General features: G+C 36.1%; 22 protein-coding genes. 5 read left to right on the top strand and 17 right to left on the bottom strand.

Annotated features, from left to right (window positions below):
- Positions 1–8: 8 nt before the first annotated feature.
- Complete coding sequence (locus B5X53_RS06625; protein ID WP_079712448.1) at positions 9–1475, bottom strand: Gfo/Idh/MocA family protein; 1467 nt, start codon at positions 1473–1475, stop codon at positions 9–11.
- Between the two features lie 284 nt (positions 1476–1759).
- Here B5X53_RS06625 and B5X53_RS06620 point away from each other — a divergent pair, with 284 nt between their 5' ends.
- Both B5X53_RS06620 and B5X53_RS06615 read left to right on the top strand, forming a co-directional pair.
- On the top strand, positions 1760–2191 hold the full coding sequence (locus B5X53_RS06620; protein WP_079712447.1) for an FKBP-type peptidyl-prolyl cis-trans isomerase: 432 nt from the start codon (positions 1760–1762) through the stop codon (positions 2189–2191).
- A 151-nt stretch (positions 2192–2342) separates the two neighbouring features.
- Positions 2343–2756: an OsmC family protein gene (locus B5X53_RS06615; protein WP_079712446.1), complete on the top strand. Its 414-nt coding sequence runs from the start codon at positions 2343–2345 to the stop codon at positions 2754–2756.
- A 72-nt stretch (positions 2757–2828) separates the two neighbouring features.
- On the opposite strand, the gene B5X53_RS06610 is transcribed toward B5X53_RS06615, so the two are convergent.
- The 3 genes from B5X53_RS06610 to B5X53_RS06600 are packed head-to-tail and all read right to left on the bottom strand — an operon-like array spanning position 2829 to position 6184.
- Complete coding sequence (locus B5X53_RS06610; protein WP_079712445.1) at positions 2829–3512, bottom strand: N-formylglutamate amidohydrolase; 684 nt, start codon at positions 3510–3512, stop codon at positions 2829–2831.
- A complete protein-coding gene (locus tag B5X53_RS06605; protein ID WP_079712444.1) occupies positions 3509–4729 on the bottom strand; it encodes a carboxylate-amine ligase in 1221 nt (406 codons plus the stop codon). The genes B5X53_RS06610 and B5X53_RS06605 overlap by 4 nt, the downstream gene beginning before the upstream one ends.
- 3 nt (positions 4730–4732) lie before the next feature.
- Complete coding sequence (locus B5X53_RS06600; RefSeq protein WP_079712443.1) at positions 4733–6184, bottom strand: RimK family protein; 1452 nt, start codon at positions 6182–6184, stop codon at positions 4733–4735.
- Between the two features lie 139 nt (positions 6185–6323).
- On the opposite strand from B5X53_RS06600, the gene B5X53_RS06595 reads away from it, so the two are divergent.
- Positions 6324–7613 carry a dipeptidase gene (locus B5X53_RS06595; RefSeq protein ID WP_079712442.1) on the top strand — a complete coding sequence of 430 codons (1290 nt, stop codon included), beginning with the start codon at positions 6324–6326 and terminating at the stop codon, positions 7611–7613.
- Between the two features lie 81 nt (positions 7614–7694).
- On the opposite strand, the gene B5X53_RS06590 is transcribed toward B5X53_RS06595, so the two are convergent.
- From B5X53_RS06590 to B5X53_RS06565, 6 genes are all read right to left on the bottom strand, one after another.
- Complete coding sequence (locus B5X53_RS06590) at positions 7695–8243, bottom strand: type 1 glutamine amidotransferase domain-containing protein (protein WP_079712441.1); 549 nt, start codon at positions 8241–8243, stop codon at positions 7695–7697.
- Positions 8244–8373: 130 nt separating this feature from the next.
- Positions 8374–9384, bottom strand: a complete 1011-nt coding sequence (locus B5X53_RS06585) for a YihY/virulence factor BrkB family protein (protein WP_079712440.1) — start codon at positions 9382–9384, stop codon at positions 8374–8376.
- The gene (locus tag B5X53_RS06580; protein ID WP_079712439.1) at positions 9384–9905 is read right to left on the bottom strand and encodes a DinB family protein; all 522 of its coding nucleotides are present in this window, start codon (positions 9903–9905) and stop codon (positions 9384–9386) included. Before B5X53_RS06580 ends, B5X53_RS06585 begins: the two co-directional genes overlap by 1 nt.
- Before the next feature lies 1 nt (position 9906).
- Positions 9907–12480 (bottom strand): phosphoenolpyruvate carboxylase, encoded by a 2574-nt coding sequence (locus tag B5X53_RS06575; protein ID WP_079712438.1) that lies wholly within the window; start codon positions 12478–12480, stop codon positions 9907–9909.
- A gap of 95 nt (positions 12481–12575) precedes the next feature.
- The gene (locus B5X53_RS06570) at positions 12576–13055 is read right to left on the bottom strand and encodes an Lrp/AsnC family transcriptional regulator (RefSeq protein WP_037314044.1); all 480 of its coding nucleotides are present in this window, start codon (positions 13053–13055) and stop codon (positions 12576–12578) included.
- A gap of 75 nt (positions 13056–13130) precedes the next feature.
- On the bottom strand, positions 13131–14294 hold the full coding sequence (locus B5X53_RS06565; protein ID WP_079712437.1) for a M14 family zinc carboxypeptidase: 1164 nt from the start codon (positions 14292–14294) through the stop codon (positions 13131–13133).
- A 278-nt stretch (positions 14295–14572) separates the two neighbouring features.
- Between B5X53_RS06565 and B5X53_RS06560 the strand changes: the two genes are divergently transcribed.
- Positions 14573–14980, top strand: a complete 408-nt coding sequence (locus B5X53_RS06560) for a helix-turn-helix domain-containing protein (protein ID WP_079712436.1) — start codon at positions 14573–14575, stop codon at positions 14978–14980.
- 49 nt (positions 14981–15029) lie between these two features.
- The gene (locus B5X53_RS06555; protein ID WP_079712592.1) at positions 15030–15404 is read left to right on the top strand and encodes a DNA topoisomerase IV; all 375 of its coding nucleotides are present in this window, start codon (positions 15030–15032) and stop codon (positions 15402–15404) included.
- 2 nt (positions 15405–15406) lie between these two features.
- Here B5X53_RS06555 and mscL read toward each other — a convergent pair whose 3' ends face one another.
- The 7 genes from mscL to B5X53_RS06520 form a co-directional block, all read right to left on the bottom strand.
- Positions 15407–15862 carry a large conductance mechanosensitive channel protein MscL gene (mscL, locus tag B5X53_RS06550; protein WP_079712435.1) on the bottom strand — a complete coding sequence of 152 codons (456 nt, stop codon included), beginning with the start codon at positions 15860–15862 and terminating at the stop codon, positions 15407–15409.
- Positions 15863–18511 carry a DNA gyrase/topoisomerase IV subunit A gene (locus B5X53_RS06545; RefSeq protein ID WP_079712434.1) on the bottom strand — a complete coding sequence of 883 codons (2649 nt, stop codon included), beginning with the start codon at positions 18509–18511 and terminating at the stop codon, positions 15863–15865.
- Positions 18511–18993 carry a hypothetical protein gene (locus B5X53_RS06540; protein WP_079712433.1) on the bottom strand — a complete coding sequence of 161 codons (483 nt, stop codon included), beginning with the start codon at positions 18991–18993 and terminating at the stop codon, positions 18511–18513. The genes B5X53_RS06545 and B5X53_RS06540 overlap by 1 nt, the downstream gene beginning before the upstream one ends.
- A complete protein-coding gene (locus tag B5X53_RS06535) occupies positions 18990–20852 on the bottom strand; it encodes a DNA topoisomerase IV subunit B (protein ID WP_079712432.1) in 1863 nt (620 codons plus the stop codon). The genes B5X53_RS06540 and B5X53_RS06535 overlap by 4 nt, the downstream gene beginning before the upstream one ends.
- A 120-nt stretch (positions 20853–20972) precedes the next feature.
- Positions 20973–21401 (bottom strand): response regulator, encoded by a 429-nt coding sequence (locus B5X53_RS06530; protein ID WP_079712431.1) that lies wholly within the window; start codon positions 21399–21401, stop codon positions 20973–20975.
- 220 nt (positions 21402–21621) lie between these two features.
- Complete coding sequence (locus B5X53_RS06525; RefSeq protein ID WP_079712430.1) at positions 21622–25947, bottom strand: PAS domain-containing protein; 4326 nt, start codon at positions 25945–25947, stop codon at positions 21622–21624.
- A gap of 200 nt (positions 25948–26147) precedes the next feature.
- Positions 26148–26720, bottom strand: coding sequence for a T9SS type A sorting domain-containing protein (locus tag B5X53_RS06520; protein ID WP_079712429.1), 573 nt, complete (start codon positions 26718–26720; stop codon positions 26148–26150).
- Positions 26721–26749: the final 29 nt, after the last annotated feature.

Below are 26749 nucleotides of genomic sequence, written 5' to 3'. Positions count from 1 at the left end.
TTCTTATTCTAGCTTAACTTCCAGCCATCGCGATAGTCTCTACGCACAAATTGATTGGCTTCATCAAAATTGGTAACGCGCATTTCTTCTGAATTCCAGAGCATTTTTATATCGCGGCCAGGATATTCAAAATACGTATCTCCATTTTCGCGTTTCTTTTCGTTTCTAACATCGTACCCCCTAATGGCTAAATTTGCTATTAACAAAGTTTCAGTTAGCGGACCGGCAATTTCAAATGGAGAACTCAATTCTTTCTTACCATAGCCGGCAATTGCGCCTTCTACCCATTGGGAATAATGGCCTTCTTCCCCCCCGGGAACACGATCATATTTTTGAGCAACATTAACTTCGTCGGTTTTTGAGGTGGGTAATAAACGAGGATTTCGACCATATGTACCACACATCATTTTTCCTTTATCACCAATAAATAAAACACCGTTTCCACCATCGCCAAATGTTTCATTTGGACCTAGTTCTTCAGGTCTTTTTGGTTTAATGCCACCGTCCATCCAGTGTAAAGTTACATCTTCGCTGGTTTTTTCGGTTTTAGGGAACGTAATTACCGCGTGGCTTGAGGGCGGACAACTTTCGGGGAAATAACCTCTTTGAAATTCATCTACATAAACACTTCCTACGCTACACTGCACGTCTTTTGGATGGCCAAGGCCTAAAACACGGTATGGTGCTTCAATTAAATGGCAGCCCATATCGCCAAGTGCACCGGTACCATAATCCCACCATCCGCGCCAGTTAAACGGAACCAGTCCTTCAATATAATTTTTATACGGAGCAGTATTTAACCATAAATCCCAGTCTAAACCTTCCGGTACAGCGGTGGTTTTTCCTTTTGGCCACGGAATTCCCTGTGGCCATACCGGTCTATCTGTCCAAACATAAACTGTGTGTACTTTTCCTATAAGATCGGCATCATACCATTCTCGCATTTTTCTAACGCCATCACCCGAAGCTCCCTGATTCCCCATTTGGGTAACAACTTTATATTTTTCGGCAGCTTCAGTTAATTGTCTTGCTTCATAAATATCGTGGGTAAGTGGTTTTTGAACATAGACAGGTTTTCCTAATTCCATAGCGGCTAAAGCCTGCACAGCGTGACCGTGATCTGGGGTAGAAATGGAAACGGCATCTATATTTTTAGCTTCCTTGTCTAACATTTCTCGATAATCGGTATAAAATTTAGCCTTGGGGAAACGGGCTACAGAATTTGCGGCTCTTTTCTTATCAACATCACATAAAAAACCAATATCAGCCTTTCCTGATTGATAAAAGCTATTTATATCACTTTCACCTTTTCCTCCTACTCCAATTCCGGCAATCACCAGTTTATCACTTGGGGCCAAAAATCCGGGGCCTCCCATTACGTGCCTTGGGATAATGCTAATCCCGGCCGTGGCTAAGGCAGTTGTTTTTAAAAAACTTCTTCTGGAATTAGATTTAGAGGTTTCTTCTTTTTTCATGTGTTTCAGGATTTACGTTAAGTGGGTTAAGCTTATTAAAGTTTTTCTAAATTTTGAGTTAATAAATGTATTTACTTATTCCGTGAATTCCAATTTAAATATTAAGCTATTGTCTTTCAGTACTTATGCTTTCAGAATAAATTTTTATTAGAAATGTTAAGATTTTTAAAAGATTTCGGGATTAAAGCGGTCATAATTTGGAAGCGGATTTTATAACTGTACCTTTGCACTCTTTAACGGGCATATTGTTAATAAAGCCCATTATAATTTTGAAAAACAACATTATGAGTCAAGTAAAAGCAAATGACACGGTAAAGGTACATTACACAGGTAAACTAGCTGACGGGCAGGTTTTTGACAGCTCTGTAGAAAGAGGTGAGCCTATAGAATTTACTATGGGACAAGGACAGCTTATCCCTGGTTTTGAGAAAGGCCTTATCGATATGAAAGTGAACGAGAAGAAAACCATAAATATTCCTAAAGAAGAAGCTTACGGAGAGCCAAGAGAAGAACTTGTGCAAGAAGTAGAAAAAAGCCAGCTTCCGGAAGAAATTAAGCCGGAAGTAGGAATGGGACTTGTTTCCAAGAGCCCTGACGGACAGGAAATGAATCTTGTGGTTAAAGATGTAAAAGACGAAACTATTGTGGTAGATGGAAATCACCCATTAGCAGGAAAAGACCTTGTATTTGATCTTGAAGTAGTTGAGATCAAGTAAGTTCTTTTAACTTATATAGAAGAGCCCGAAGCCTAATGGTTTCGGGCTTTTTTGTTGTATGATTTTTAAAGAGGGGTTAATGTTTTGATAATAATTTGAGGTTAGTCATAATGATTTTTATCTTAGAAAGAAATCAACAAAAAATATTATTATGAAAAGACATGGAACCGCAGTTTGGAAAGGAAATCTTAAGGAAGGTAAAGGAACTGTAAGCACCCAAAGTGGTGTTTTAAAAGAATCGCAATATTCTTTTAAAACCAGGTTTGAAGACGGAATTGGCACTAACCCCGAAGAACTTATAGGTGCGGCACATGCCGGCTGTTTTACGATGCAACTCTCGGCTAATTTAACCGAAGAAGGTTTTGCACCTGATGAACTGGAAACCAAATCTGAAATTACTTTTGAAGATGGTGCTGTAAAAAAATCACATTTGATTTTAAAAGCGAAAGTAAAAGGAATTGATAAAGCGCAGTTCGAGAAAGTAGCCCAGGATGCGAAAAAGAATTGCCCGATTTCTAAATTGCTCAACACAGAAATCACCTTGGAATCTGAATTGATTCAATAATTTGTTGAAAGACATTAGAAGAAAAATATTCGCCACGAATACACTTATATGTTTGTGAATTCGTGGCTTTCTTTATTTTAATGAACCTTTCAATGCGAAAACCACTGCATTTTTAATTCGATGATCCATTTGGTTTTTTGACACAAATTTTTGATTTATTTCTAACTCAATTCCCAAATAATTTTCAGGAAATTTTTTACGTAAATACGTAGTAAAACCATCTGCCTTTCCAAAATAGGGATAGTTAAACCTGATTTTTAGATGAGGGTTTTCTTTTTTTAATTTTCGCTTGAAATTTTTACTGAATTCCTTTTCCCCAGATTTCGCAGGATCATAAAGTAATCCGATATCGGTATTTCTTACTATTCCGTTTAATCCCGGGATAAAAGTATGTACCGAAAAATGCAACACCTTCTCCCCTTTCTCAATAAATGCTGAAATATTAGTTTCTACAGAATTCCGATAAGGAAAATAGTATTGGTTTAAAACTTCTGTTTTCTGCGACCGGGATAAAATTTTAGTAAACTCTGAAAATAAATTTGGATGACCAATTGATCTGTTTACTTCAACTAATAATCTACCATTTTCCTGAACCTGATTAAAATCTGCTAAAACTTCTAATTCCCGAAACAAATCCAGAGAGCCGGGATCGTAGCCTCGATGTGAATTGAGAATTTCCTCAGCATCAGAGAATAACTCTTTGTATTCCTCCGGAATTGTATTAAAAGCGTGTTCGCAGGTTAAGACCAGTTTCACAGCTTAAAGAATTTATTTTCTTCAAGGCAATCGGCTAATTTAAAATAGGTTTTTTGAATATTCCCTTCTGAAAAGTCATCATTTAGAGATTTCAAAATGCGGGTAGAAAGACTTCCGTTATTCAATAAGAATTTAATGCTTTCCTGGTGTTTTTCTGCAATATTCCTTTTTACTTTTGAAAATAAAATACGCCAGATTTCCTTAATTTCTATAGCTTGTGAAAGTCCGAAGATCTTAAGATATTCCTTGTTATTAATTTTAGTATTTTCAGCATCCTTAATTACGGCATCAAATATTTCAAAAAGTTCGTTTTCGTGCCATTTTTTTTGCTCATCAATAGCAATTAAATCTTCACTAACCAGCAATTTTAAACATTCAATAATAAAAATCGCAATTGCCATATCGGCTTTAGGACATTCCTGAACGTCAATAACGCGAATTTCAATGGCATTTCGATCAAATCTTGCAATAGCACCACGGGAATTTAAAAAATGATGATCCAGAATATTTTCAGTATCGTGCGGCTTGATTTTGTTATTTATCGGTTCAAAAATCGTTTTGTAATAATCGTCTTTAGAAAAAACCTGTTCCGGAATAACTTTTCCAGTCATCTCCGGAATTTCCTTTTGGTTGGTTTTATAAACCTGCATCCTGGTATCCTTAAAACCAGTATCCTTCCCTTCTAAAATAGGAGAACTCGCGCTTAAAGCAGGAATTATGGGCAATAGCAAGCGCACCGCTGCGTGTAATTTTTCAAATTCAGCATCATCAAAAAACGGAAGATTTATATGCATACTTTGTACATTGCTCCAGCCGTGTCCGCTGCAATCAAAGATCCTGTTATAAAGTGCGTAAATTTTACTGGAGCTGTGTTTCCACAATTCAGTTTCAGTAGCGGGCTTCATTAAAGGATGTGCGGCCGAAGGTAAAAGCCTGGTGTTTTTCTCTTTCAGTAAACTATTAACCTCCTTAATATTTTTAGCAAAAAGAAGGTCTAAACTGTCCAAATCTCCGGTGGGACCGTTGGTTTTTAATTCTACAACGTGGGCAACCAATTCGTTGCTCCATTCAATTTCTCCATTTTCTATATCTGAGGTGATTTCCCCATTTTTACTAATAAAAAGCTGATCAACAATTGGATTCACCTTAAAACTGGACGCATCAATAAACATATATTCCAATTCAATTCCAAAAACTTCAAAAAGATGATACTTCATAAATTATTTCTTTACCAGTCGGTTTTTTAATGCCGATAAAATCTCTACATAAACCTGATCGCCATAATAGGCATCTTCCACTCCAAAATCGATGTTTGGATTATCATTAATTTCAATAACCAAAGCCTTACCTCCTACTTCTTTAACATCAATTCCATAAAGTCCCTTTCCCATTAATTTAGCCGATTTTAAGGCAGCTTCCAATATTTTTTTCGGTACTTTCTCTATAGGCAAACAATCAGCATTTCCATCCTGATCGTCTTTTTCCTTGGCATCCCAGTTATAGATTTGCCAATGGTCCTTGGCCATATAATATCGGCAGGCATAAAAAGGTTTATTATCCAGAATTCCTATTCGCCAATCGTATTCTGAAGGTGAAAATTCCTGGGCAATCACTAATTCCGATTTTTTCAGCATCATTGTTACCAATTCCTGGTATTCGACGGGCGTAGTTGCTTTCTTTACACCGAAAGAAAACGTAGAATCGGGAGATTTTAAAACCACCGGAAGTCCGGTAAGTTCAAGTACTTTGTCTTTATTTTCTTTATGAATTATTACAGTTTTCGGAGTTGGAATATTAGCATTTTCCAAAGCCTCAGCCATATAAACTTTATTACAACATTTCAGAATAGCATCTGGATAATCTATAATCGCAATCCCTTCCTGCTGGGCTTTTCGTGCAAAAGCATAAGCCTCATTATTTACTTCGGTACTCTGCCGAATAAACAAGGCATCAAAAGCAGATAAACGCGAAAGATCTTTAGGAGAAACTATTTCTACATAGAAATCCATTTTTTCAGCAATTTCCACGAATTTCTTTAATGCTTTGGCATTACTTGGCGGTGCGGGATCATCGGGTTGTACTAAAATTGCCAGATCATATTCCGCAGTATTTGTGCGAGGTGTGTCGTAACGTTTTTTGGCAAAATACTGCGCCGCAAATTCGTACATACTTTCTAAGTGATCGTCGGGAATTTCGGCCTCAGAAATTGCTTTAATGCTTTTAATGTTCCACCTGGTGGTATAATTAAATTTTACCCGAAGAAACGGAATTTGAAAATGCCGGTGAAACATTGCACTCAACTCCTTATATTTCTGCGCTACGTTTTGCCCAAAATAGATACTAAGGGTGAATTCCTGTGATTTTATGCTTTTTAAGCTGGTTTGCATTAAATCGTCAAACTCTTCGGAAACTATTTTTACAAGTTTCGGTTCGCGTAAATCCACAATATTTTTAACCGTAGGAATTGCTAAATGCCCCCGGGCTTCAGCTAAAAGCGACACGTAGTAACCTTTTGACTGATAAGAATAATCTTTGCAAAGGTTGAAAATCCTTGCGTTTTTAATCTTTGCAAAGTCGGGATTTGTGAGATAAGCCTGGGCAGAAATTATCTCTACATTAGCCAGTTTTAACTTCCACTTTTCAGGGTGGTTTACTATTATATATTTATTCATTGAGTAGTTGAAAATTCTATCAAATGTAGGAGAAAATTAAATACGCTTTTAATGATTTTTATCAAAATAAGGCATTCTATTTATTTCTTTAATATTTATTAGTAATTTCAGGGCTTCAATAAAATGAAATACAATATATATGAAATTAAATCTTCTTAGCCTTGCGCTAATTTTTACGGGAAATCTGGTACTTGCCCAACAAAACAGCGATGAAGCTTTACTTGAAAAAGCCAAAGAAATTCATGAGAATGTCATTACCATAGATACCCACGCCGATATTAATATTAATAATTTCACTGAAGAAAGAAATTATACCATGGACCTGGAAAACCAGGTAACGTTACCCAAAATGGAAGCTGGCGGACTCGATGTTGCCTGGTTTATTGTTTATACCGGTCAGGACGAACTTACTGATGAAGGTTTTAAAAATGCATACGAAAACGCAATTAGCAAGTTTGATGCTATTCATAAACTGGTAAAAAATTTCGCACCGGACCAAATAGGATTAGCTACAAATTCTGAAGAAGTAAGAAAGTTAACCTCTGAAGGAAAAAAAGTAGCTATGATCGGTGTTGAAAATGGATATTCTATCGGAAAGGATATTGAGAACGTTGAGAAGTTCTATGATCTTGGCGCGAGGTATATGTCGCTTTCTCACCAGGGCCATAGCCAGTTAAGCGATTCTAACACCGGCGAGAAAAATGATGAATGGCTTCACAACGGCCTTAGCGATTTAGGAAAAGAAGTAATCGCTGAAATGAACCGACTGGGAATGATGATAGATGTTTCGCATCCTTCTAAAGAAGCTATAAAACAAATGTTTGAGATTTCCAAAGCACCGCTTATCGCTTCCCACTCTTCTGCTCGCGAACTTTGCAATCATAGTAGAAATTTAGATGATGAACTTTTATTGCTGTTCAAAGAACACGGCGGGGTTGTACAAACCGTTGCATTCAGCGCGTATGTAAATACCGAAAAAACCCAGGCGTTTAATGAGGCGAGCTCTAAAGTTTACGAGAAAAAAGCTAAAGAAATGAGTTTTGAGGTTTTACCACGGGATTCTGTAAGAGCGTTAAGCAATGAAGATAGAAATGCTTATTATGCCGATTTTCAAAAAGTAAGATCTGCGGCTGCGCCTGAAGTTGAATTACTAAAAGAAGAAATTGAACCCGTAGGAGTTTCAGATTTTGTAGACCATATAGATTATATGGTAGATTTAATTGGAATTGAGCACGTTGGAATTAGTTCAGATTTTGACGGTGGTGGCGGAATTGACGGCTGGCAGGATGCTTCTGAAACCTTAAATATCACCAAAGAATTGGTAAAACGCGGTTATACCGAAGAAGAGATCGCTAAACTTTGGGGAGAAAACTTGCTTAGGGTTATGGATAAAGTTGATGCCGTAGCTGCAGAACTTCAGAAAGCATAAATACTGAAATATAAATATTAAAAAAGCCTGTCGGGATTATTACGGACAGGCTTTTTTAATTCTAATATCTCTAATTAAGAATTAAGCGTGTTGTAAATCGTGCTTACCTTCTCTAATCTCTTCGATCATTTTAGCGTTAAACGCCGGTAGATCGTCAGGGTTTCTTGAAGTTACAAAAGCTTCATCTACAACTACTTCCTTATCTACCCAAAGTGCTCCCGCATTTTCCAGGTCTTTCTTAATAGAGTTGAAAGAAGTCATTGTTCGACCTTCTACAACTTCCGCATTAATTAGTGTCCAGGCTGCGTGGCAAATTGCACCAACAGGTTTTTTCTGTTTAAAGAAATCCCGTACAAATACTAAAACTTCGTCGTGTCTTCTTAATTGATCGGGATTAATTACTCCGCCGGGAAGTACCAAAGCATTATAATCTTTTGCACTTACATCTTTTACAATGTAATCAACATCAATTTCTCCAGACCAGTCAGTTCCTTCCCAGCCTTTTATTTTTCCTTTTTCAAGGCTTATAATATCTACTTTAAAGCCTTCACTTTCCATGGCTTCTTTTGGTGAAAATAGTTCACTTTTTTCAAAACCATTTGTAGCTAAAATTGCTATTCTCTTTTCCATAATTTTATCTTCTTTTTTGGTTCATTCAAAGATAAAATATGTTTAAGGAAGACTGTGCTAAGGTCTTTATAAAAGGAAACCCGGTTAAAGTTAAACTTTATTAATTCTCTTAAAACTATTTAAAATGAGGTTATTTTTTATTCTTTGTCTTCTGCCCGCTTTCCCGGTTTTTCTCCCAGTTCATATTATTTTTAAGCGTATCTATAATTTCCTTTTCTTCCTCTAATTGGGTACGCTTTTGTTGCAATTTTTCCAGTTCCTGGTAAATCGCCGGTTCTCCATATTTATTGGGTACTACCCTTTCATTTTTGAGTAAGGCATATTGAACGGTAAATTCGGCTCCAAAAAATAAAATAAGGCAGGTATAATAAACCCATAGTAGAATTAACACTACCGAAGATGCTCCACCATAAACCGATGCCGGTTCACTTTTTCCAAAGTAAAAACTAATCAATGCTTCACCTATTAGAAATAAAACAGTTGTTACCGCGGCTCCCAGATAAGTAATTCTCCAGCGTAATTTAATATCTGGAAGTAACTTAAATATAGCTGCAAATAAGGTGGTTATAACCAGAAAGGAAATCCCCGCATTGGCAACCTCTACCATAAATTCAGTTACATTAGGGGCGTATTGCTTTATTTCATCTTTTAAAATGGTGATTAAAGCGGAAATTACCAGGGATAATAAAAGTAAAAGACCAATGACCATTACCATTCCGAAGGAAATAAGTCGGTCTAATAAAATTCTAAGGAAATCGGTTTGTTTGGCCGCTACATTCCAAATATTATTCATTGCCATTTTAAGCTGAAAAAACACCCCGGTAGCACCAAAAAGCAACATTCCTATACCAAAGATAATGGCCCAGGTAGATTCTGTAGCGAGTGCCGCGCTGGCAATCATTTTTTCTATAGCATCTGCAGGCTCCTGTCCAACAAAACCACTGATTTCTGAAGTTAACCTTCCCTGCACAGCTTCCTGTTCAAAGAAGTAACCTGCAATGGTTACCACAATGATTAACAAAGATGGTAAAGAAAACAAGGCATAATAAGCAATAGTAGCGCTGCGCGCATAGGGTTCGTTCCTATTCCAGCTAATATAGGCTTGTTTAAAAAGGGACCAGGTGGTTTTGAGGAATTCCATTAAATCTGGTATTTCTCTTTAAAAATTTCAATATGATGTTTGGTATGGCCTGCGGTTATAAAACCTAATGCCCTGCAACTGGTAGAACTGCCACTTATAAATCCCTCGCTTTCCAACATTTCTTTTGAAAAACTCTGATAAAGGAAAATCCCGGCATTTCTTACTGCTTTAAATTCCTTTTTAAGACTTTTTAAAGTTCGGATTTTAGCAGCGCTGGCAGGAACGTACGTATCATGATCAAAACCCGGTAGTTTAATTCCCGGTTCTCTCGCCAGGGTAAGTGATCTATACTGAAAAATACGTTCTACATCTATAAGGTGCTGAATTACTTCGACTATAGTCCATTTACCTTCAGCATAACTGTAGCTAAGGTCTTCCGGTTTCATCTTATCCAACAATCTCAGGAACTCTTCCCTGTTTTCAAGAAGTAAAATCCCCAGCTCTAAATTGCCGGGGATTTTCTGTAAATATCTGTCGTAGTACGCATTGTACTCGTTAGAATTTAGATTATTTGCTATCATTTTAAGCAGAATTTCTACTTGCGTTAATATTTCCGTAAAGGGAACGCGTTACCATTTTCTCGTAAACTTCCAGCATTTTCTCGGCACTCTCTCCTTGTGCCTGAAGTTCCTGAACTTTTCTAAGCGCGTGTTGTTGAATGGTTAACAATGGTAATACAATTCGCTCTCGTGCCTGAATTGACGCTCTTCCAGCCGGCTGATTTTCCATAAGCGCATCGTAACCGGTTACTTTTAAAAGCATATCATGGCTACGTTTATATTCGGCATAAATAATCTTCCAGAATTCACCAAATTCCTTATCCTGTTCCATATACGCAGTTAGCGCGAAGAAGGACTTGGTAAGGCTCATCATAGAATTCTCTAATAAAGTTTTAAAGAATACCGAATTATTATAAAGTTGCTGAACTTTGTCAAACTCACCGGCTTTCTCGAACTTCTCTAAAGCGGTACCCACTCCAAAGAATCCGGGAACATTTTGTTTTAACTGGCTCCAGCTTCCCACAAATGGAATCGCCCTTAAATCGTTTAGATTAAGTTTCGCATCCTTATTTCTTTTAGATGGTCTACTTCCAATATTTGTTTTTGAGTAATATTTTAAAGTACTCATTTTTTCCAAATACGGAATGAACTTTTCGTGCTGTTTGAAGTTAGTATATGTTTCGTAGCTTATTTCAGCAAGACGCGTCATTGTTTCGCGATCTTCATCTGTCAACTGATTTTTTCCTTTGCTAAATATCTCGTTAGAAACACCGGAACTAAGTAATTGTTCCAGGTTATACCTACAAGAATCACGAGTTCCAAAATTAGAACTAATGGTTTGTCCCTGCACGGTTAACTGGATTTCTTCATTTTCAATTCCGGAACCTAAAGAGGCATAAAATTGGTGAGTTTTTCCACCACCACGAGCCGGTGGCCCTCCTCTACCATCAAAGAATACAACTTTTATGTCATATCTCCTGGAAACCTCAGTTAGCATTTCTTTGGCTTTATAGATACTCCAGTTGGCCATTAAATAACCACCATCTTTAGTGCCGTCGCTAAAACCAAGCATGATAGTTTGCTTGTTTCCTCTACTTTTTAAATGCTCACGGTAAACCGGATTATTATATAAAGTCTCCATTACATCTGGAGAAGCTTTTAAATCAGGTACTGTTTCAAAAAGAGGAATAATATCTACTGTAGGTTTATTCCAACCACACATTCTTAAAAATGCAAATGGCTCCAAAATACTTTGTGGTACTTCACTATGACTAATTATGTATCTATTAGCGCCATTTTCCCCATTTTTCTTCTGAATTTCCTGCATTGCATATATTGAGGAAAGCGTTGATTTAGTGATACCGTCTTCATAACTTTCAGGATCAATATTTCCTTCAACTTTTGTAAGCGCTTCTATTTGTTCTTCATTAGAAAGAGAAGCATAGTTTTTAGGAAGTAAATCGGGCTGGGTATTGATAATTTCCTCTAAAACTTCAGCGTGTTTTCCCGAATCCTGGCGGATATCTAAAGTAGCAAAATGATACCCAAAGATATTTGCTTTGTTAATAAGATCGTCAATCTCTTCAACAAACAATCCCTGGTGTTTATTTTCAACTATTTCTTTGATTTCATGTAATTTAGACTTAAAGTCTTCAAGTGACATTTTAATTTTTCCTGTCTTGGAAATTGCACTTTGATATAGTGGAGTTTCTATTTCAGTAATAATCGTGTCTACTTCGCTAAAGGTCACCCTTCTTTTCAGTTTTCTAATGTCGCGGTAATAATTCATCAAAATAGTGCTTCTTAGCCTTTGCGCTACTTTTAAGGTGATTTCAGTAGTTACAAATGGATTACCATCACGGTCTCCTCCCGGCCAGAATCCTAAATTGATTACCTGGTTACCAATATCTTCGCCATCAAAAATATTCTGCTGAATATAATTATAAATCTTACTTACACTTTGGTAGAAAACATTCTCAAAATACCAGATCAAGCTTACGGCTTCATCGTAAGGTGTAGGCTTCTCTTTTTTGAAAAACGGGGTTTTCCCAAGCTGAGCCAATAATTTTTTAATAAGCGTAATATCATTTTTCTGAATAGCCTTATCCAAGTCGGTGATTATTCCTAAAACGGCTCCCGGATAAAACTGCGTTGGGTGGGCGGTTAAAGTTGGCCTCACGTTAAAACGCTTCAGGTATTCCCGCAACTCAGGTGTTTTTTCTTTAGCTTCGGCTTCCTCTTTAACATTTCTAAGAGTTCCGCGGCCATCCATATTATTTACTATAGGAAAGGACGCATCTTCAATAGCATCAAAAAGCACTACCTGTCTTTCTATATATTGAATAAACCTGAAAAGCAAACTGATTTGATGTTCTTCTGAAGGATCATCCTGATATTTACTAAAGAAGGTTTCAATAATTTCTGAAGGATTTTTATTTTCCTTAAAGCCTGCTTCACAAATTTCCTGAAAAAGAGGCAGCAGGGATCCTGTTTTACTAATATCGTCAAAAGGCAGCGTTAAAAATATACTGTTATAAACCTGATATTTTGAAAGTACGCTCTCATTAAAACGTTCTAGTTTTGGTTCTCTGTGCATAATTAGTTTTAGTTGATTAAGATTAAATTTAAAGTTATAAAAAAACCCTTTAAACACGGAAGCCTAAAGGGTTTTTATAATAAGTTTAGGCTTGTTTACATATCCTGAAAAATAGAGTGCATTAAACGTTTTTTATCGTTTAAGCTCTCTTCTAAAGAAATCATAGTTTCTGTTCTGTAAACTCCTTCAATATCGTCTAATTGAAAGATTACTTCCTTAGCGTGTTGTGTATTACGTGCTCTAATTTTACAAAATACATTAAATTTCCCAGTAGTAACGTGAGCAACAGTCACGAAAGGAATTTCGTTAATGCGTTCTAATACAAATTTGGTTTGTGAAGTATTCTTAAGGAATACGCCTACGTAGGCAATAAACGCATAACCCAGTTTCTTATAATCTAGAGTTAAAGAGGAACCTTTTATAATTCCTGCTTCTTCCATTTTTTTAACCCTTACGTGTACGGTTCCGGCCGATATTAAAAGTTTCTTTGCGATATCGGTAAATGGAGTCCTCGTATTCTCAATTAACATATCGAGAATCTGGTGATCTGTTTCGTCTAATTTAAACTTGGCCATTTTTTAAATTTCTTTATTTATATGAAATTCAAAATTAATACAAAATCCTTGAATAATTGCTAAGGTTTTTGAGAATTATTCACATTTAAGAGGTAATTCTATATCATTTAGAGTGATTTTATTAACTACAACGTTTTCGATAGCCTTAGATTTTTCATTTATTTCAATTTTTTTATTCTCACAGGAGAATTCTTTATGTGCAAACCTGGTAATTTTTGGGTCTATTTTTTCTATTTCCGGTAAAAACATCAATTTCCCATCTTTTACCCCTTCTTTATATTGTATAGCGATATCTACTACTCCATTTTCAGTTTTTGCATTCCTTAAAATAATATCGTTGAATAGTTTTTGATTTTCAGGAATTTGCTCATACTCACGATAATCGATTTCCTTAAAACTTTCTTCGCTTATAGCTTTTAAAACCGAAATTAAGGCTAAAAACACATATTTCCTGGTTTCCTCCCGCTTATAATCGCCCGGATAATGCCCGGCTTCAAAAAGAATGGTCGGGGTTTGGGTGCTTTGAAAATTATCTCCTGTACAGTTAAGATTAAAAGCATCGTCATACCTTCCCATTCTCCCCGGAAGTAAATCTGAAAGATCTGAAGCTATATTAGCAATTAACTGCATACTTTTAATTCGAGAAGGGAAGATTTGCCTGTCTTTATCCATAGAAGGCGTTAGAAATGATAAAACAGCGGGTTCCGGCTGGTTTCCGGCACTAAATATGGTACGCTGGTCGTGGAGATTTAGACAGTAATCGGGTTGAAATTTCTCAAATTCCTTTCGCAAAATCCTACTTTCCGGTTGACTTAAATCTTGGGCATCCCTGTTTAGATCAACATTATTAGCATTTACACGAGTATAAGCTTGCGCGCCATCGGGGTTTAGCATAGGAATAATACAAAAGCTGCAATTGGTTAAAAAAGACTTTACCAAAGCATCGTCCTTATTTATAGATACATAATTAAGCAGATCAAAAACAGCCTTGGTGGTGGTAGATTCATTTCCATGCATTTGGGACCAGACAAAGATTTTAATTGACCCGTTACCAAATTGAATACTATGAATAGGTTGTCCCAGAACCGATTCTCCGATTTTTTTTACAGTGAATTCTTCTTCCAGATTATCTAGCAAATTTTGAATATCAGTTTGCCGAATATACCTCCCGGAAATTCCCAGATTTTTAAATGAATTATAGTCTTTATAAAGCTGAGTAAATAATGCTGTTTTTTCCATGTTTACAAAAGTAAACAATACATATTTTACAATTGTAAACAAGTAAATTTACCTTTGTTAATTACAAGTGTAAACAAGAGTTCAACCCAATACACCCTTGACATGGAATAAATCCTACGAAACTATTTTCACTAATTAAATTATTGTTTTTTAGTCATTTATATGTGTAAATCTAAAGTTGTAATTCATATAAATTTAATCATTTACATATGTAATTTGCAGGCTATCTAAGGTTTGATTACATTTGTAAATAGTAGTTATACGCAACAGAATTCACAATGGTAAACACCGAAGACTTTTCTAAACGCTTGCATAAAATCCTTGAATTTTATGAGTTATCGGCTGCTGGTTTCGCCGATAAGATTGAAGTAGGACGCTCTTCTATTTCGCATATTCTATCCGGTAGAAATAAGCCGAGTTTAGATTTTGTGATGAAGGTTGTAAAGTCTTTTCCCGAAGTTGAATTATATTGGCTGTTAAATGGTAAAGGAAGTTTCCCTCCTGCAGAAGAACCTTCCCCTGAGCCGGAAATTAAAAATGAAGTTTCTACTGCTCCACCTCAAACAGAACCCATTCCTGAGAATGATAAAGTCCCATTTACATTTCCGCAGCAGGGAAAAAGCAAACCGATTAGAAGAATTGTTATTTTTTATGAAGATGGCACTTTTGAGGCCTTTGAAAATTGACAGTCCGGTTAAAATAGGTTTATTTTGCATTTTAAAAGCGATTGCCATTATGAAGAAGATTTTAGCAGTATTAAGCCTCCTTTTTATTTTCACAAGTTGTTTTGAACCCGAGAGAAATTGCACAGATTTTAAAACCGGTACGTTTGAGTATAAAACCTATTTAAACGGCGAATTAGCTACTTCTACCTTTAAAAGGAATGATTCTATAGAAATTGATGAATTCCAGGGGAAATCTGACACCTCGTCTGTTAGATGGATCAATGACTGCGAGTATATTCTTAAGAATTTAAATCCTAAGAGTATGGCTGAAGAAAAGCCAGTCCATATCAAGATCCTTACTACTAATAAAGACGGTTATACGTTCGAATACGGAATTGTAGGGCAGGATAAAAAACAACGCGGCCAGGTAGACCGCGTTAAATAAGCCTATTTTTTGTTTGAAAAGTTATTTTTAAGCAACTGGTTTTGTTCTTCCATTAGATGATTCATTTTGGAAAGCAGCTCAATATCTTTTGGGGTAACTTCCCGCTTATCTTCAGGGTTTTCGGCCTTACTTCTAAAACGATTCATAAATTTTATCACCAGGAAGATCGTCATGCCAATTATAAGAAAATCCAGTAAAGATTCAATTAAAGCACCGTAACCTACGGCCACTTCTTCCACAAGCGTTACTCCTTCTGCTTCCGCAACACCTTCCCGGAGTACCCACTTTTTATTAGCGAATTCAATACCATCGGTCATTAGGCTTAAAGGAGGCATTACTACTTCTTTTACCAAAGTATTGACCACTGAATTAAAAGCCGTCCCGATGATGATCCCCACGGCCATATCTACCATATTTCCTTTTATGGCAAATTCCTTGAATTCTTTTAAAATACTCATTTACTCATCAAATAATTTAGTCTGACTTTCGGAAGAATCACCGGAATCCTCCTTTTTTCGAACAATATTCAGTTTGGCTTTTTCATCTGAAACAGATTCTTCCTCTACTACTTCTATATCTTCTGCCGGAACCTCTTCTTCCTCTTCATAAGGCAAAGGATCTAAAGGGTTTATTTGCTTTACTTTATCGGTAGTTAATTGGTTTCCAAGAGCCTTAATCCCTTTTACCGAAATGAATTCTTCAATATTCACTTCTTCGTTGGGACGCTGTTCTTTTCCACGTTGTTTAGAAAAAATAATTTCCGCTTGCGGATAATAATCGGTAGAAACCAGTTCCAAATATGAGTTCTCATGATCGCTGATAAATTTTTCTTCTCTATCCGGATTTTCAATTAAAAAACGTTTTACATAAAAACGCTCCTTTTCGGGTTCCCAGTAAATTGCTGAAATTGGTTTCTTCGGCATCCATTTTTCCAACACCACCATTTCTTCATCAAAACGGGTAGTAAGCTCAGGAATTATAGTTTTCGCAATTCCATCCTGGGTTACGATTAAAATTCTATCTTCTCCCTTAAATTCTCCAAGAAGTTCCCCACGTTCATCTACATTCAATCTTTTTACGGTTTCATCAAACCAAATTCTCCTTGGTTTTAAGGTAGAAACACCTTCTTCTTTTAATTCTACGCGTTTTATGGCGTATTTTGTAACAATATTTCCCTTTACGTTTCTGCCTTTAATAAGCATATCGGCAAAGTCTACGTCAAATTTTAATTTTTTGATACTTCCAACCTGTCGCAGGAAAATAGTCACCACTTCTGCTTCACCATTAGGGTTTGCTGAAAAATAATGTACTTTTGAATCTTTTTTTCCTTGGGATAAGTCATATTCCTTATCTCTGGTAACCGAGGTTACCGAAAAACGTTTAATGTATGATGCACCACCCTTTCCATCACGATAAATCATATTATAAATGGTGCGCTTATCTTTTTTCTTGAAAATAGCGACGTGTATGATATCTTTTCCAACAAAGGTTTTGCTATCAACCTTGGTCACCATCATTTTCCCGTCGGCAGTGAAACAAATTATATCGTCTATATCGCTACAATCGGTAACATATTCATCTTTCTTAAGCGCGGTACCAATAAACCCTTCTTTACGGTTTACATAAAGTTTGGAATTTCTAATAACCACTTTGGTCGCTTCAATATCATCAAAAATGCGAAGCTCTGTTTTTCGATCTTTATCATGACCGTAATCTTTTTTGAGTTTGGTAAAATAAGCAATCGCATAATCTACCAAATGATCTAAATGGTGTTTTACTTTTGCGATCTCATCTTCCAGGGCTTCAATCTTCTGCTGTGCTTTATCTAAATCAAATTTCGAAATTCTTTTAATCCTAATTTCGGTAAGCCTGGTGATATCATCCCGGGTTACGGCACGCTTCAAATGTTTTATATGTGGTTTTAAACCTTCATCTATGGCATTGATTACTCCATCCCAGGTTTCCTCCTCTTCAATCTCGCGATAGATTCGTTTTTCGATAAAAATTCGCTCTAATGATGAAAAATGCCACTGTTCTTCGAGTTCCTCAAGGGTAATCTCTAATTCCCTCTTCAATAAATGAAGCGTATGATCTGTAGAGCTTCGTAATATTTCAGAAACTCCAAGGAAAATTGGTTTATTGTCTATAATTACACAACCCAGGGGTGCGATAGAATTCTCGCAACTAGTAAAAGCGTAAAGCGCATCTATAGTCCTGTCTGGAGAAATGTTGTTTGGTAAATGAATAAGGATCTCCACTTCCGCAGCGGTGTTATCCTCGATCTTTTTTACTTTAATTTTTCCTTTATCGTTCGCCTTTAAAATAGAATCAATTAAAGTTGTGGTTGTAGTTCCGTAGGGAATTTCAGTAATCGCAAGGGTGTTTTTGTCATACTGACTAATTTTTGCCCTCACTCTTACGCGGCCACCACGTTTTCCGTCGTTATAATTGGAAATATCTGCAATTCCACCGGTTGGGAAATCGGGGAATATGGTGAATTTTTTTCCTTTTAAATGTTTTATAGAAGCATCTATAAGCTCATTAAAATTATGCGGAAGTACGCGAGTACTTAAACCAACTGCAATCCCTTCAGCACCCTGCGCGAGTAACATCGGGAATTTTACTGGAAGATTTACCGGTTCCTTCTTTCTCCCATCATAAGAAAGTTGCCATTCGGTTAACTTGGGATTAAAGAGAACTTCCAGCGCAAATTTTGATAAACGAGCTTCAATATACCTTGGTGCCGCAGAACGGTCTCCAGTTAAAATATTTCCCCAGTTTCCCTGGGTATCTATAAGAATATCCTTTTGGCCTATTTGCACCATGGCATCCCCAATACTAGCATCACCGTGCGGGTGATACTGCATGGTATGCCCAACGATATTCGCTACTTTATTGTAACGACCATCGTCCAGATCTTTCATAGAATGCATGATACGGCGCTGCACCGGTTTAAAACCATCTTCCATGGCAGGTACCGCACGTTCAAGAATCACATAAGAAGCATAATCCAGAAACCAGTCTTTGTACATACCGGTTACCTTTATAAGCTCTTCTTTTGGTTGTTCTAAATGTTCATCTTTAGCTTCTTCCTGGTTTTCTTCCATTAAGCTGTAGTTTTTTGATTGTCTACTATTTTCTGCATAGAAGCTATCATGCCACGCTTCTTTTTACGGTGGAGAAAAGTAGTGTTAAAAGTATATTTTTTGTAGCCGCGTCTTCGGCGGGAACTTATATAAATTGTTACTGCGGAATAAAAAAAGTAATCGCTTATCCTGAATTTCCCCAGTTTTCTCTTAGGGAATTCAGCTTTCTTTACCCGGTATTCCATAAATTTTGAAAAGAAAACCCCGTTATTCTTGAGATTAACCGTTTCACCATCGCTGTCAAAGTCGAAACTCTGGCCTATTCTATGGATATAAAAACCAAGTAAAAGTACCACAATATTTGGCAGGTAATGACTAAACCTTACCGGTTCATCGCTACTCATAAGCTCGATATTCACAAAAATATTGGTGACGAAAATCGCCACCAATACAATGTAAATAGAAGGTACTATTTTTACTTCATTCTTATTGCTGAACCTCATAAGCCTAACTCTTCAATAAGATCAAGTTCAACTTTAAGGTTATCAATAATGAATTCCTGCCTGTCTGGCGTATTTTTTCCCATATAGAAATTAAGCATTTCGTCTATAGACTTTTCTTTATCCAGCATCACGGGATCTAAACGAATATTGTCACCAATAAAATGCTTGAATTCATCGGGAGAGATTTCACCTAAACCTTTAAATCGGGTGATTTCGGCTTTTCCGGTGAGTTTTTCTACCGCATTTCTTCTTTCGGTTTCGCTATAGCAATAAATGGTCTCTTTCTTATTTCGAACCCTGAATAAAGGAGTTTGCAGAATATATAAATGATTTTCCTTGATCAATTCGGGAAAAAACTGAAGGAAAAACGTAATTAGCAATAACCTAATATGCATCCCATCTACATCAGCATCAGTAGCAATTACAATATTATTATACCTAAGATCTTCTAAAGACTCTTCAATATTAAGCGCGGCTTGCAGCAAATTGAATTCTTCATTTTCATAAACGATCTTTTTGCTTAAGCCATAGCTGTTCAAAGGTTTTCCTTTTAAACTGAAAACTGCTTGTGTATTTACATCACGGGATTTGGTGATAGATCCACTAGCCGAGTCTCCCTCGGTAATAAACAAAGTAGTTTCCAGGTAACGTTCTTTTTTGCTGTCTCCAAGATGAATTCGGCAATCTCGTAATTTTTTATTGTGTAAACTGGCTTTTTTAGCCCGGTCTTTTGCCAGTTTTCTAATTCCTGAAAGGTCTTTTCGCTCCCTTTCGGCCTGTAATATTTTACGCTGAAGCCTATCGGCTGTCTCCTGATTTTTATGGAGGTAATTGTCCAGTTGGGTTTTTAGAAAATCATTAATATGAGTCCGAACAGTAGGCATATCCCCTCCCATATCGGTAGAACCCAGTTTTGTTTTGGTCTGACTCTCGAAAACAGGTTCCATCACTTTAATGCTTATCGCTGATACAATAGATTTTCTAATATCGCTGGCATCGTAATTTTTTCCGTAGAATTCACGAATAGTTTTTACAATTGCCTCTCTAAAAGCGGCAAGGTGTGTTCCTCCCTGGGAAGTATTTTGTCCATTTACAAAAGAGTGATATTCTTCACTGTACTGAGCTTTACTATGGGTTAAAGCTACTTCAATATCGTCTCCGCGCATATGAATAATTTCATATAATCGCTCATCTTCGTGAATACTATCTTTCAAAAGATCTTTAAGTCCGTTTTCTGAATAAAATTTCTCACCGTTAAAAATTATGGTTAACCCTGGATTCAGGTACACATAATTTTTAAGCATTTTCTCTATATATTCATTTCGGAATTTAAAGTTTTTGAAAATAACCTCATCGGGTACAAAAGTCACTTTGGTTCCGCGACGACGGGAAGTTTCATCTAAATGCTCTTCGTCTTTTAATTCTCCCTGCTCAAATTCAGCAGCGTGAGACTTACCGTCTCTAGAAGATTCTACTCTAAAATAAGAAGAAAGCGCGTTAACAGCTTTTGTTCCAACTCCATTAAGTCCCACAGATTTTTTAAAAGCACGGGAATCATATTTACCACCTGTATTCATTTTAGAAACTACATCTACTACTTTCCCAAGCGGAATTCCACGCCCGTAATCGCGAACTATAACCCTTTGGTTTTGTACCGATATCTCAATGGTTTTCCCAGAGCCCATTACAAACTCATCAATACTGTTATCCAGCACTTCTTTGAGGAGAATATAGATCCCATCATCGGCACTGGAGCCGTCCCCAAGCTTACCAATGTACATCCCGGGACGCATTCTAATATGTTCTTTCCAGTCTAAAGACCGTATATTATCTTCGGTATACTTTGTTTCCTGGCTCATAAGTGGTTCATGGAGTTGTGGCGCTAATATAAGGTATAGGGCAAAAAGTTAAAACAATGCAAGAGGAATTTAATTAACAAAGATTTAAAATTTAATGTTAATTACATTTTGAAAAAACAGCTATTTAGAGGGATGTTTTACCAAATTCACCCAAAACTCTTCAATTTGGTTCACGGCTTTCATAAAATCTTCTACTTCTATTGGTTTTGTGATATAACAATTTGCATAATTCTGGTAAGAAATATCTATATCTTCTTTTGAAGAAGAAGTAGTGAGCATAATTACCGGAATTTGTTTTAGATCTTTATGCTGCTTTACGAATTTAAGCACTTCGTGCCCATTCATTTTGGGAAGATTTACATCTAATAAAATAAGATCTGGAGTAATTGCTTTTACATGTTTTCCTTTTTTATCCAGGAAATCCATAGCTTCTTTTCCATCTCTAACCACACTTAATTTATTCAGGATTTTACCATCCTCAAGTGCTTCAGAAGTCAAAAGTATATCGCCTTCATTATCTTCAACCAAAAGTATGTGGATAGATTCCATAGCTATAAGAATTTATTTGAAAGTTTCAGTAGTAACTATCTCGAAGCAAATTCTCGAGAAGTTCATAATGAATAATTGTTTAATATTCGAGACAAGTACCAGAGCATTTTAAACTCGATCACCGAGTAAAATATACGGATTTTTACAATAATTAACTCAAAATCTTACTCATTTTTAATATAAATCTAAAATTCAACTTATTATAAGTAAACTCTTATAATTAAGCAATATTTTTTGCAATGGTGAAGAGAAAAATACTTCCATTACCTTCCTGGGATTCTACCCAAATGTTTCCGCCCAGATTTTCAATGATTTTTTTAGTTACCGCCAGACCCATTCCGGTACCTGAGTATTCATCCCGATGATGCAAGCGCTGAAAAATCACAAAAATACGATCAAAATATTCCTTATCAATCCCTATCCCATTATCTTTAATGCTAAATTCCCAGAAATTCTGAGTCTCCTGAAAATCAATGGTGATCTCGGGATGCACGTCTTCTTTGCTGTATTTAATAGCGTTGCTAATAATATTCTGAAATACCTGCCTTATGGGGCTTTTTGGAACTTTTATTACCGGTAAGTCTTTACTTATAATCTTTACTTTTCTTTCTTCTATTCTTTTGCGGTACAAATGTTTTATTTCCTCTAAAATATCATCTAATTCTACGCTTTCAAGTTTATCTTCGGTTCTTCCTACCCTGGAAAATTCTAAAAGATCCAGAATAATCTGTCGCATCCTTTTTGCTCCATCTACTGCGAAATTTATATACAATAAGCCTTTCTCGTCCAGAACATCTGCATATTTCTTTTCTAATTGGGTTAAAAAGCTAGTAACCATACGCAGTGGTTCCTGTAGATCATGAGAAGCCACATAGGCAAATTGTTCTAATTCTGCATTTGAAGTTACCAGCTCTTTGGCTCTCTCATTTAATTCAGTATTAAGCTTTTTTAGCGATATTTCGTACTGTTTCTTACGCGAAATATCCTGCATTGCTCCTACTACCCTAAGGGCTTTATTATTTTTATCACGTACTACAAAACCTCTGTCAAAAACATCTAAATAATCACCCTGGGCATTGCTATACCTATATTCTTCTTCCCAAATAATATCTTCGCTGCTAAGAAACTCCTGAAAGCTGTTAACAATTTTCCCCTGATCTTCAGGATGAATTCTGTTGTACCAGCTAGAAAGTTTCGGTTTAAACTCGTTTAAATTATAGCCGAATAAAGTTTCAAAACCTGCACCCCAAAACAATTTTCCTTCAACAACGTCATAATCCCAAATCGCATCAGAAGTGGCCCTGGTTACATAACGGTACCTTTCATTTGCATTTTCAAGTTCCTTTTCATAAGCTTTAATATCTGAAACATCGCGAAGTACACCAATCATTCTTACGGCTACCCCTTTCTCATTTCTAATAATATACCCATTATCAATAATACTTAGATAAGAACCATCAGTTTTTCTGAATAGATATTCAGAATACCATTTCTTTTTATTTTTATCCTTTAAACTATTTTCAAGACTTTCATTTACTTCAGCAAAATCCCTGGGATGCACGCCCTCACTCCATTTTTCGAGCGGAAATTTGCCATTTTCCCTATCGGTACCAACCATTTTGTAAAATCCGTCTCCCCACTTTAATTCATCATTGAGAACATCCCAATCATACATAGCGTCTTCAGTAGCTTTATTTACAAATTCATAACGCTGATTACTACGCTTCAAAGCAATTTCATTTAACTGAAATTCAATAATTAGCTGTAACAATCCTACCGACCTTTTAATACTTCTCTGCTCCTTCTTTTCTGCGGGAAAAGGATCATTCCTATAAAAAACTGTAAAAATCCCAAGCTTCTCTCCTTTTGAATCTATAATGGGGTAAGTCCAGCAAGACTCAATTTCATTTTCTAATGCTATGGTTTTTAACTTGGAATCAGGAGCCGTTTTAATTTTTAAAATAATAGGTTTTCCGTCTTCAAATACAGAGCATATTTTCTCTCTTTTTTCAATTCCCTGCTCATTTAAAGCCTCTACAAGAGTAGGTGGAATTTTACCGGAAGTCCAATAAGATAATTGCTCGTTTTCAAGCTTTTGAATAACGAAGAATGCATTGGGATTTACCTCCTCTAAGTTCGTTACATAAAAATTAAGAATCTCCTTTAATCGGGAAGTCTTTTTAAAATTCATTTCCAGGACTTTTCGCTCTAAATTCTCTAATTCCTGAAAACGCTTCTTGTCTGTAATATCCCTGGCGTTAGAAACATAACCGTTTACTGCGGGATCATCAGAAAGATTGGTTAAGGTAGTTTCTAACCATCGCCACCCCCCATTTTTATGTTTAAACCTAAAACCACTAATTTCTAGTCTTTTTTGCTGCTCTATTTTCGCAAATTCCTTTTGTACCCGGGGAATATCATGCGGATGAATAAAATCAAAAGCATTTCTATTATTAAAATCGTCTGGTGTGAAGCCCAAAACATTCATGGAAGTTGGGCTTGCATAGATATAATCACCGTTTTTATCTAAAATAGTGATTAAATCACCACCTTCCTGTACCAAACCTTTAAAACGCTGTTCACTTAATTGAATTTGTTCTTCAGCTTGTTTTCTTTTAGTGATATCGGTCATAATACCCCTGAGCCATTGGATTCTCCCATTTTCCTTTACTACCGAAACTACATCACTTAACCAAACATAACTGCCATCTGTCTTTCGCATTCTATATTCAAAACTGTGGTTGTTTCCCTTTTTTACCTGGCTCGTACAGAAATTAACCGCATACTCACGGTCTTCAGGATGTAAGTGATCTTCCCAAAACTTAGAATCGTTATACCAGTCTTCAGGACTAATTCCTATTAAATCTTTAGCCTGTTCACTTACAAAAGTAAATTCAAAGGTTTCTGCATCCATTTCCCAGAAAACACCTTCTATACTGTGTATTAAACCTTCATATTGTTCTTTCGCTCTATTAAGCGCTATCTCTGCCTCTTTTTTTTCTGAAATATCTATCCCTATACACTGAATTTCATTAGGCTTTCCATCAGCATCACATAAGGCAATAAAATCCCAGACAGTGGTGCGTACTTTACCGTCCCTTTTTGGTTTACCTATTTCTATTTGAAATGTTTCATTAGGATTCTCCAGGCATTTAATAGCAGTTTCTTCTACTTTAGGTCTGTCTTCTTCTACCACGGCAATCATACAGGTTTTTCCAATTAAACCTTCTTCTTGGATCCAGCCAAAATCTTCATCAAATTTGGAATTATAATAGGTGTAATTTCCTTTTATATCGGTTCTAATAACATAATTGGTTTGAGATTCGAGTAAACTACGTTGCCTTGATTCATTTATCTCCAATAATTCATAAGCCAATTTTTCTTCGGTTACATCTAAAACAATGCAATCCCAAACTATACTTTCGTCTGCCAGTTTTTGCGGAGCTCCAAATCCTCTATTCCATCTTAATCCCTTTTCAGGGTGCTTAACACGCCACTCATTTGTCCATAGACTTAAATTACTGGCTGATTCATTAATTGTTTTTTTTAGACCGGGAATATCATCTTCATAATACAAATCCCAAACCTTATTATTGTTTCGCGAAGCTTCTTCTGGAGCTATCCCCCAAACCTGCCGAACCCCTTCGCTTACGTACATTAATTGATCTTTACCATCTGGCCTAAGTTTGTATCTAAAAACAACCCCGGGAATATTATCGTTAATATTTTCAAGCCTTATTTGAGCCTGCTTTCGGGAAGTAATATCCTGGGTAGCTCCAAAAATTCTAATGCACTTTCCGTTTTTAAAATCAGGTCTCCCTGTTGCCCTTATCCACTTATCATTATTTTTAGCAGTAATAATTTCAAGTTCAAGATCAAAAGACTTACCGGTTTCTATCGCATTAGAAACCGCATTTTTAATGGCGGTTTTATTTTTTTCTGCTTTGTAAAACCCTATTGCAGTATCAAGCTCCGGTGTAAAATCTTGCGGAACCTCATGAATATCTTTAAGCACTTTAGACCAGTAAAGGATGTTCTTTTCAACATCCAATTCCCAGCTACCAATTTTAGCAATTTCCTGGGTTTCCTTTAAAAATTTTTCATTTTTCTGTAAACTTTTAAGCGAAGTTTCCCCCTTTTCCCGGGTTTTAATTACCTGAGTAATATCACGTACCCGGTGCAAAATAAATTCGGTTTCTCCCTTATCATTTTTAATAGGAATATTATCTGCTTCCCAAATTTTTCGCTGTAAAATACCAGTTTCATCAGGTAGATCATATCTAACCTGGGGAATATGATTGGGTTCGCCAGATTCTATAGCTTCCCTAAAGAATTCTGAAATAATCTCAATAAAATCATGATTATTTTCTCTTTCAAAAACTTCCAACATTCCCTTCCCCACCAACACTTCACGCCGCATACCGGAACTTTTTATAAAAGCACGACTAACTTCAATAATTGTGAATTTTGGAGAATCTGGTAGCAATAAGAAACAATTATCGGGAAAAGACAGGAAGACTTCCTTTTGTTGCGCAAGGTTAATCATTACAGAATGGGATTACTGGACTTGAATTTAATTATTTAAACAAGACGCTAATTCTTCTGGAAAATACTTAAAATTTGTGAAACCTTTTAAGGGGGAATATAAAAAGACCGAAACTGGAGAAACCCAGCTTCGGTCTTTAAATAATAAAAGCAGGAATTTTAGGTGCAAATTCCTGCTTTAAGTTGAATTAATAAACTAACTTAAATTGAAAGTTTTTCTGTAATTGTCTTGTCGGCAACACTTAATGTAAAAGTGTATTCTCCTTTTGGCATTTTGGAAAAATCCAGGGTTTTATTCATTGTATACCCTTTTTCTTTAACTTCTCCTACCAATTTTCCAGTAGCATCATATACTTTTAAAGTGGCATAGGTTTTTGCAGGATTGGTTAGAAAAAATTTCACTTTATTAGATTCCACTTTGTAAACTGGCTTAAAAATAACCGCAGCAGTTTTGTCTTCAATACTTATTCCATTAGAAGATTTCTTAATTTCAGTAGTGTAAATCCCACTAAGATCTTCGGTATTTAAATAGTATGTTCCAGCTGGAATTCTGCTAAAATCTATTTGTTTTTTATAGTTTCCATCAAGCGACGGACTATCCTTAAATAGAATAAATCCTGAAGCATCTTCTAAACTTACAGTACTTACATTATCTAACTCAACAATTAGAGTTTGTCCTTTATCAATACTAACTTCCACACGGTCAGCTGCGTACATGTTTAACCCGGTTACTAATACTACCAGTAATAACGAATTTTTCAATAGTTTTTTCATAATTTTGATTTTTAATTGTTAATATCCCC

It is taken from the genome of Salegentibacter salinarum (genome assembly GCF_900168115.1).
In the GTDB taxonomy this organism is placed as follows: Bacteria; Bacteroidota; Bacteroidia; order Flavobacteriales; family Flavobacteriaceae; genus Salegentibacter; species Salegentibacter salinarum.
Note: the sequence above shows the minus strand (reverse complement) of the source record. Positions and strands in the feature narration are given on the sequence as shown.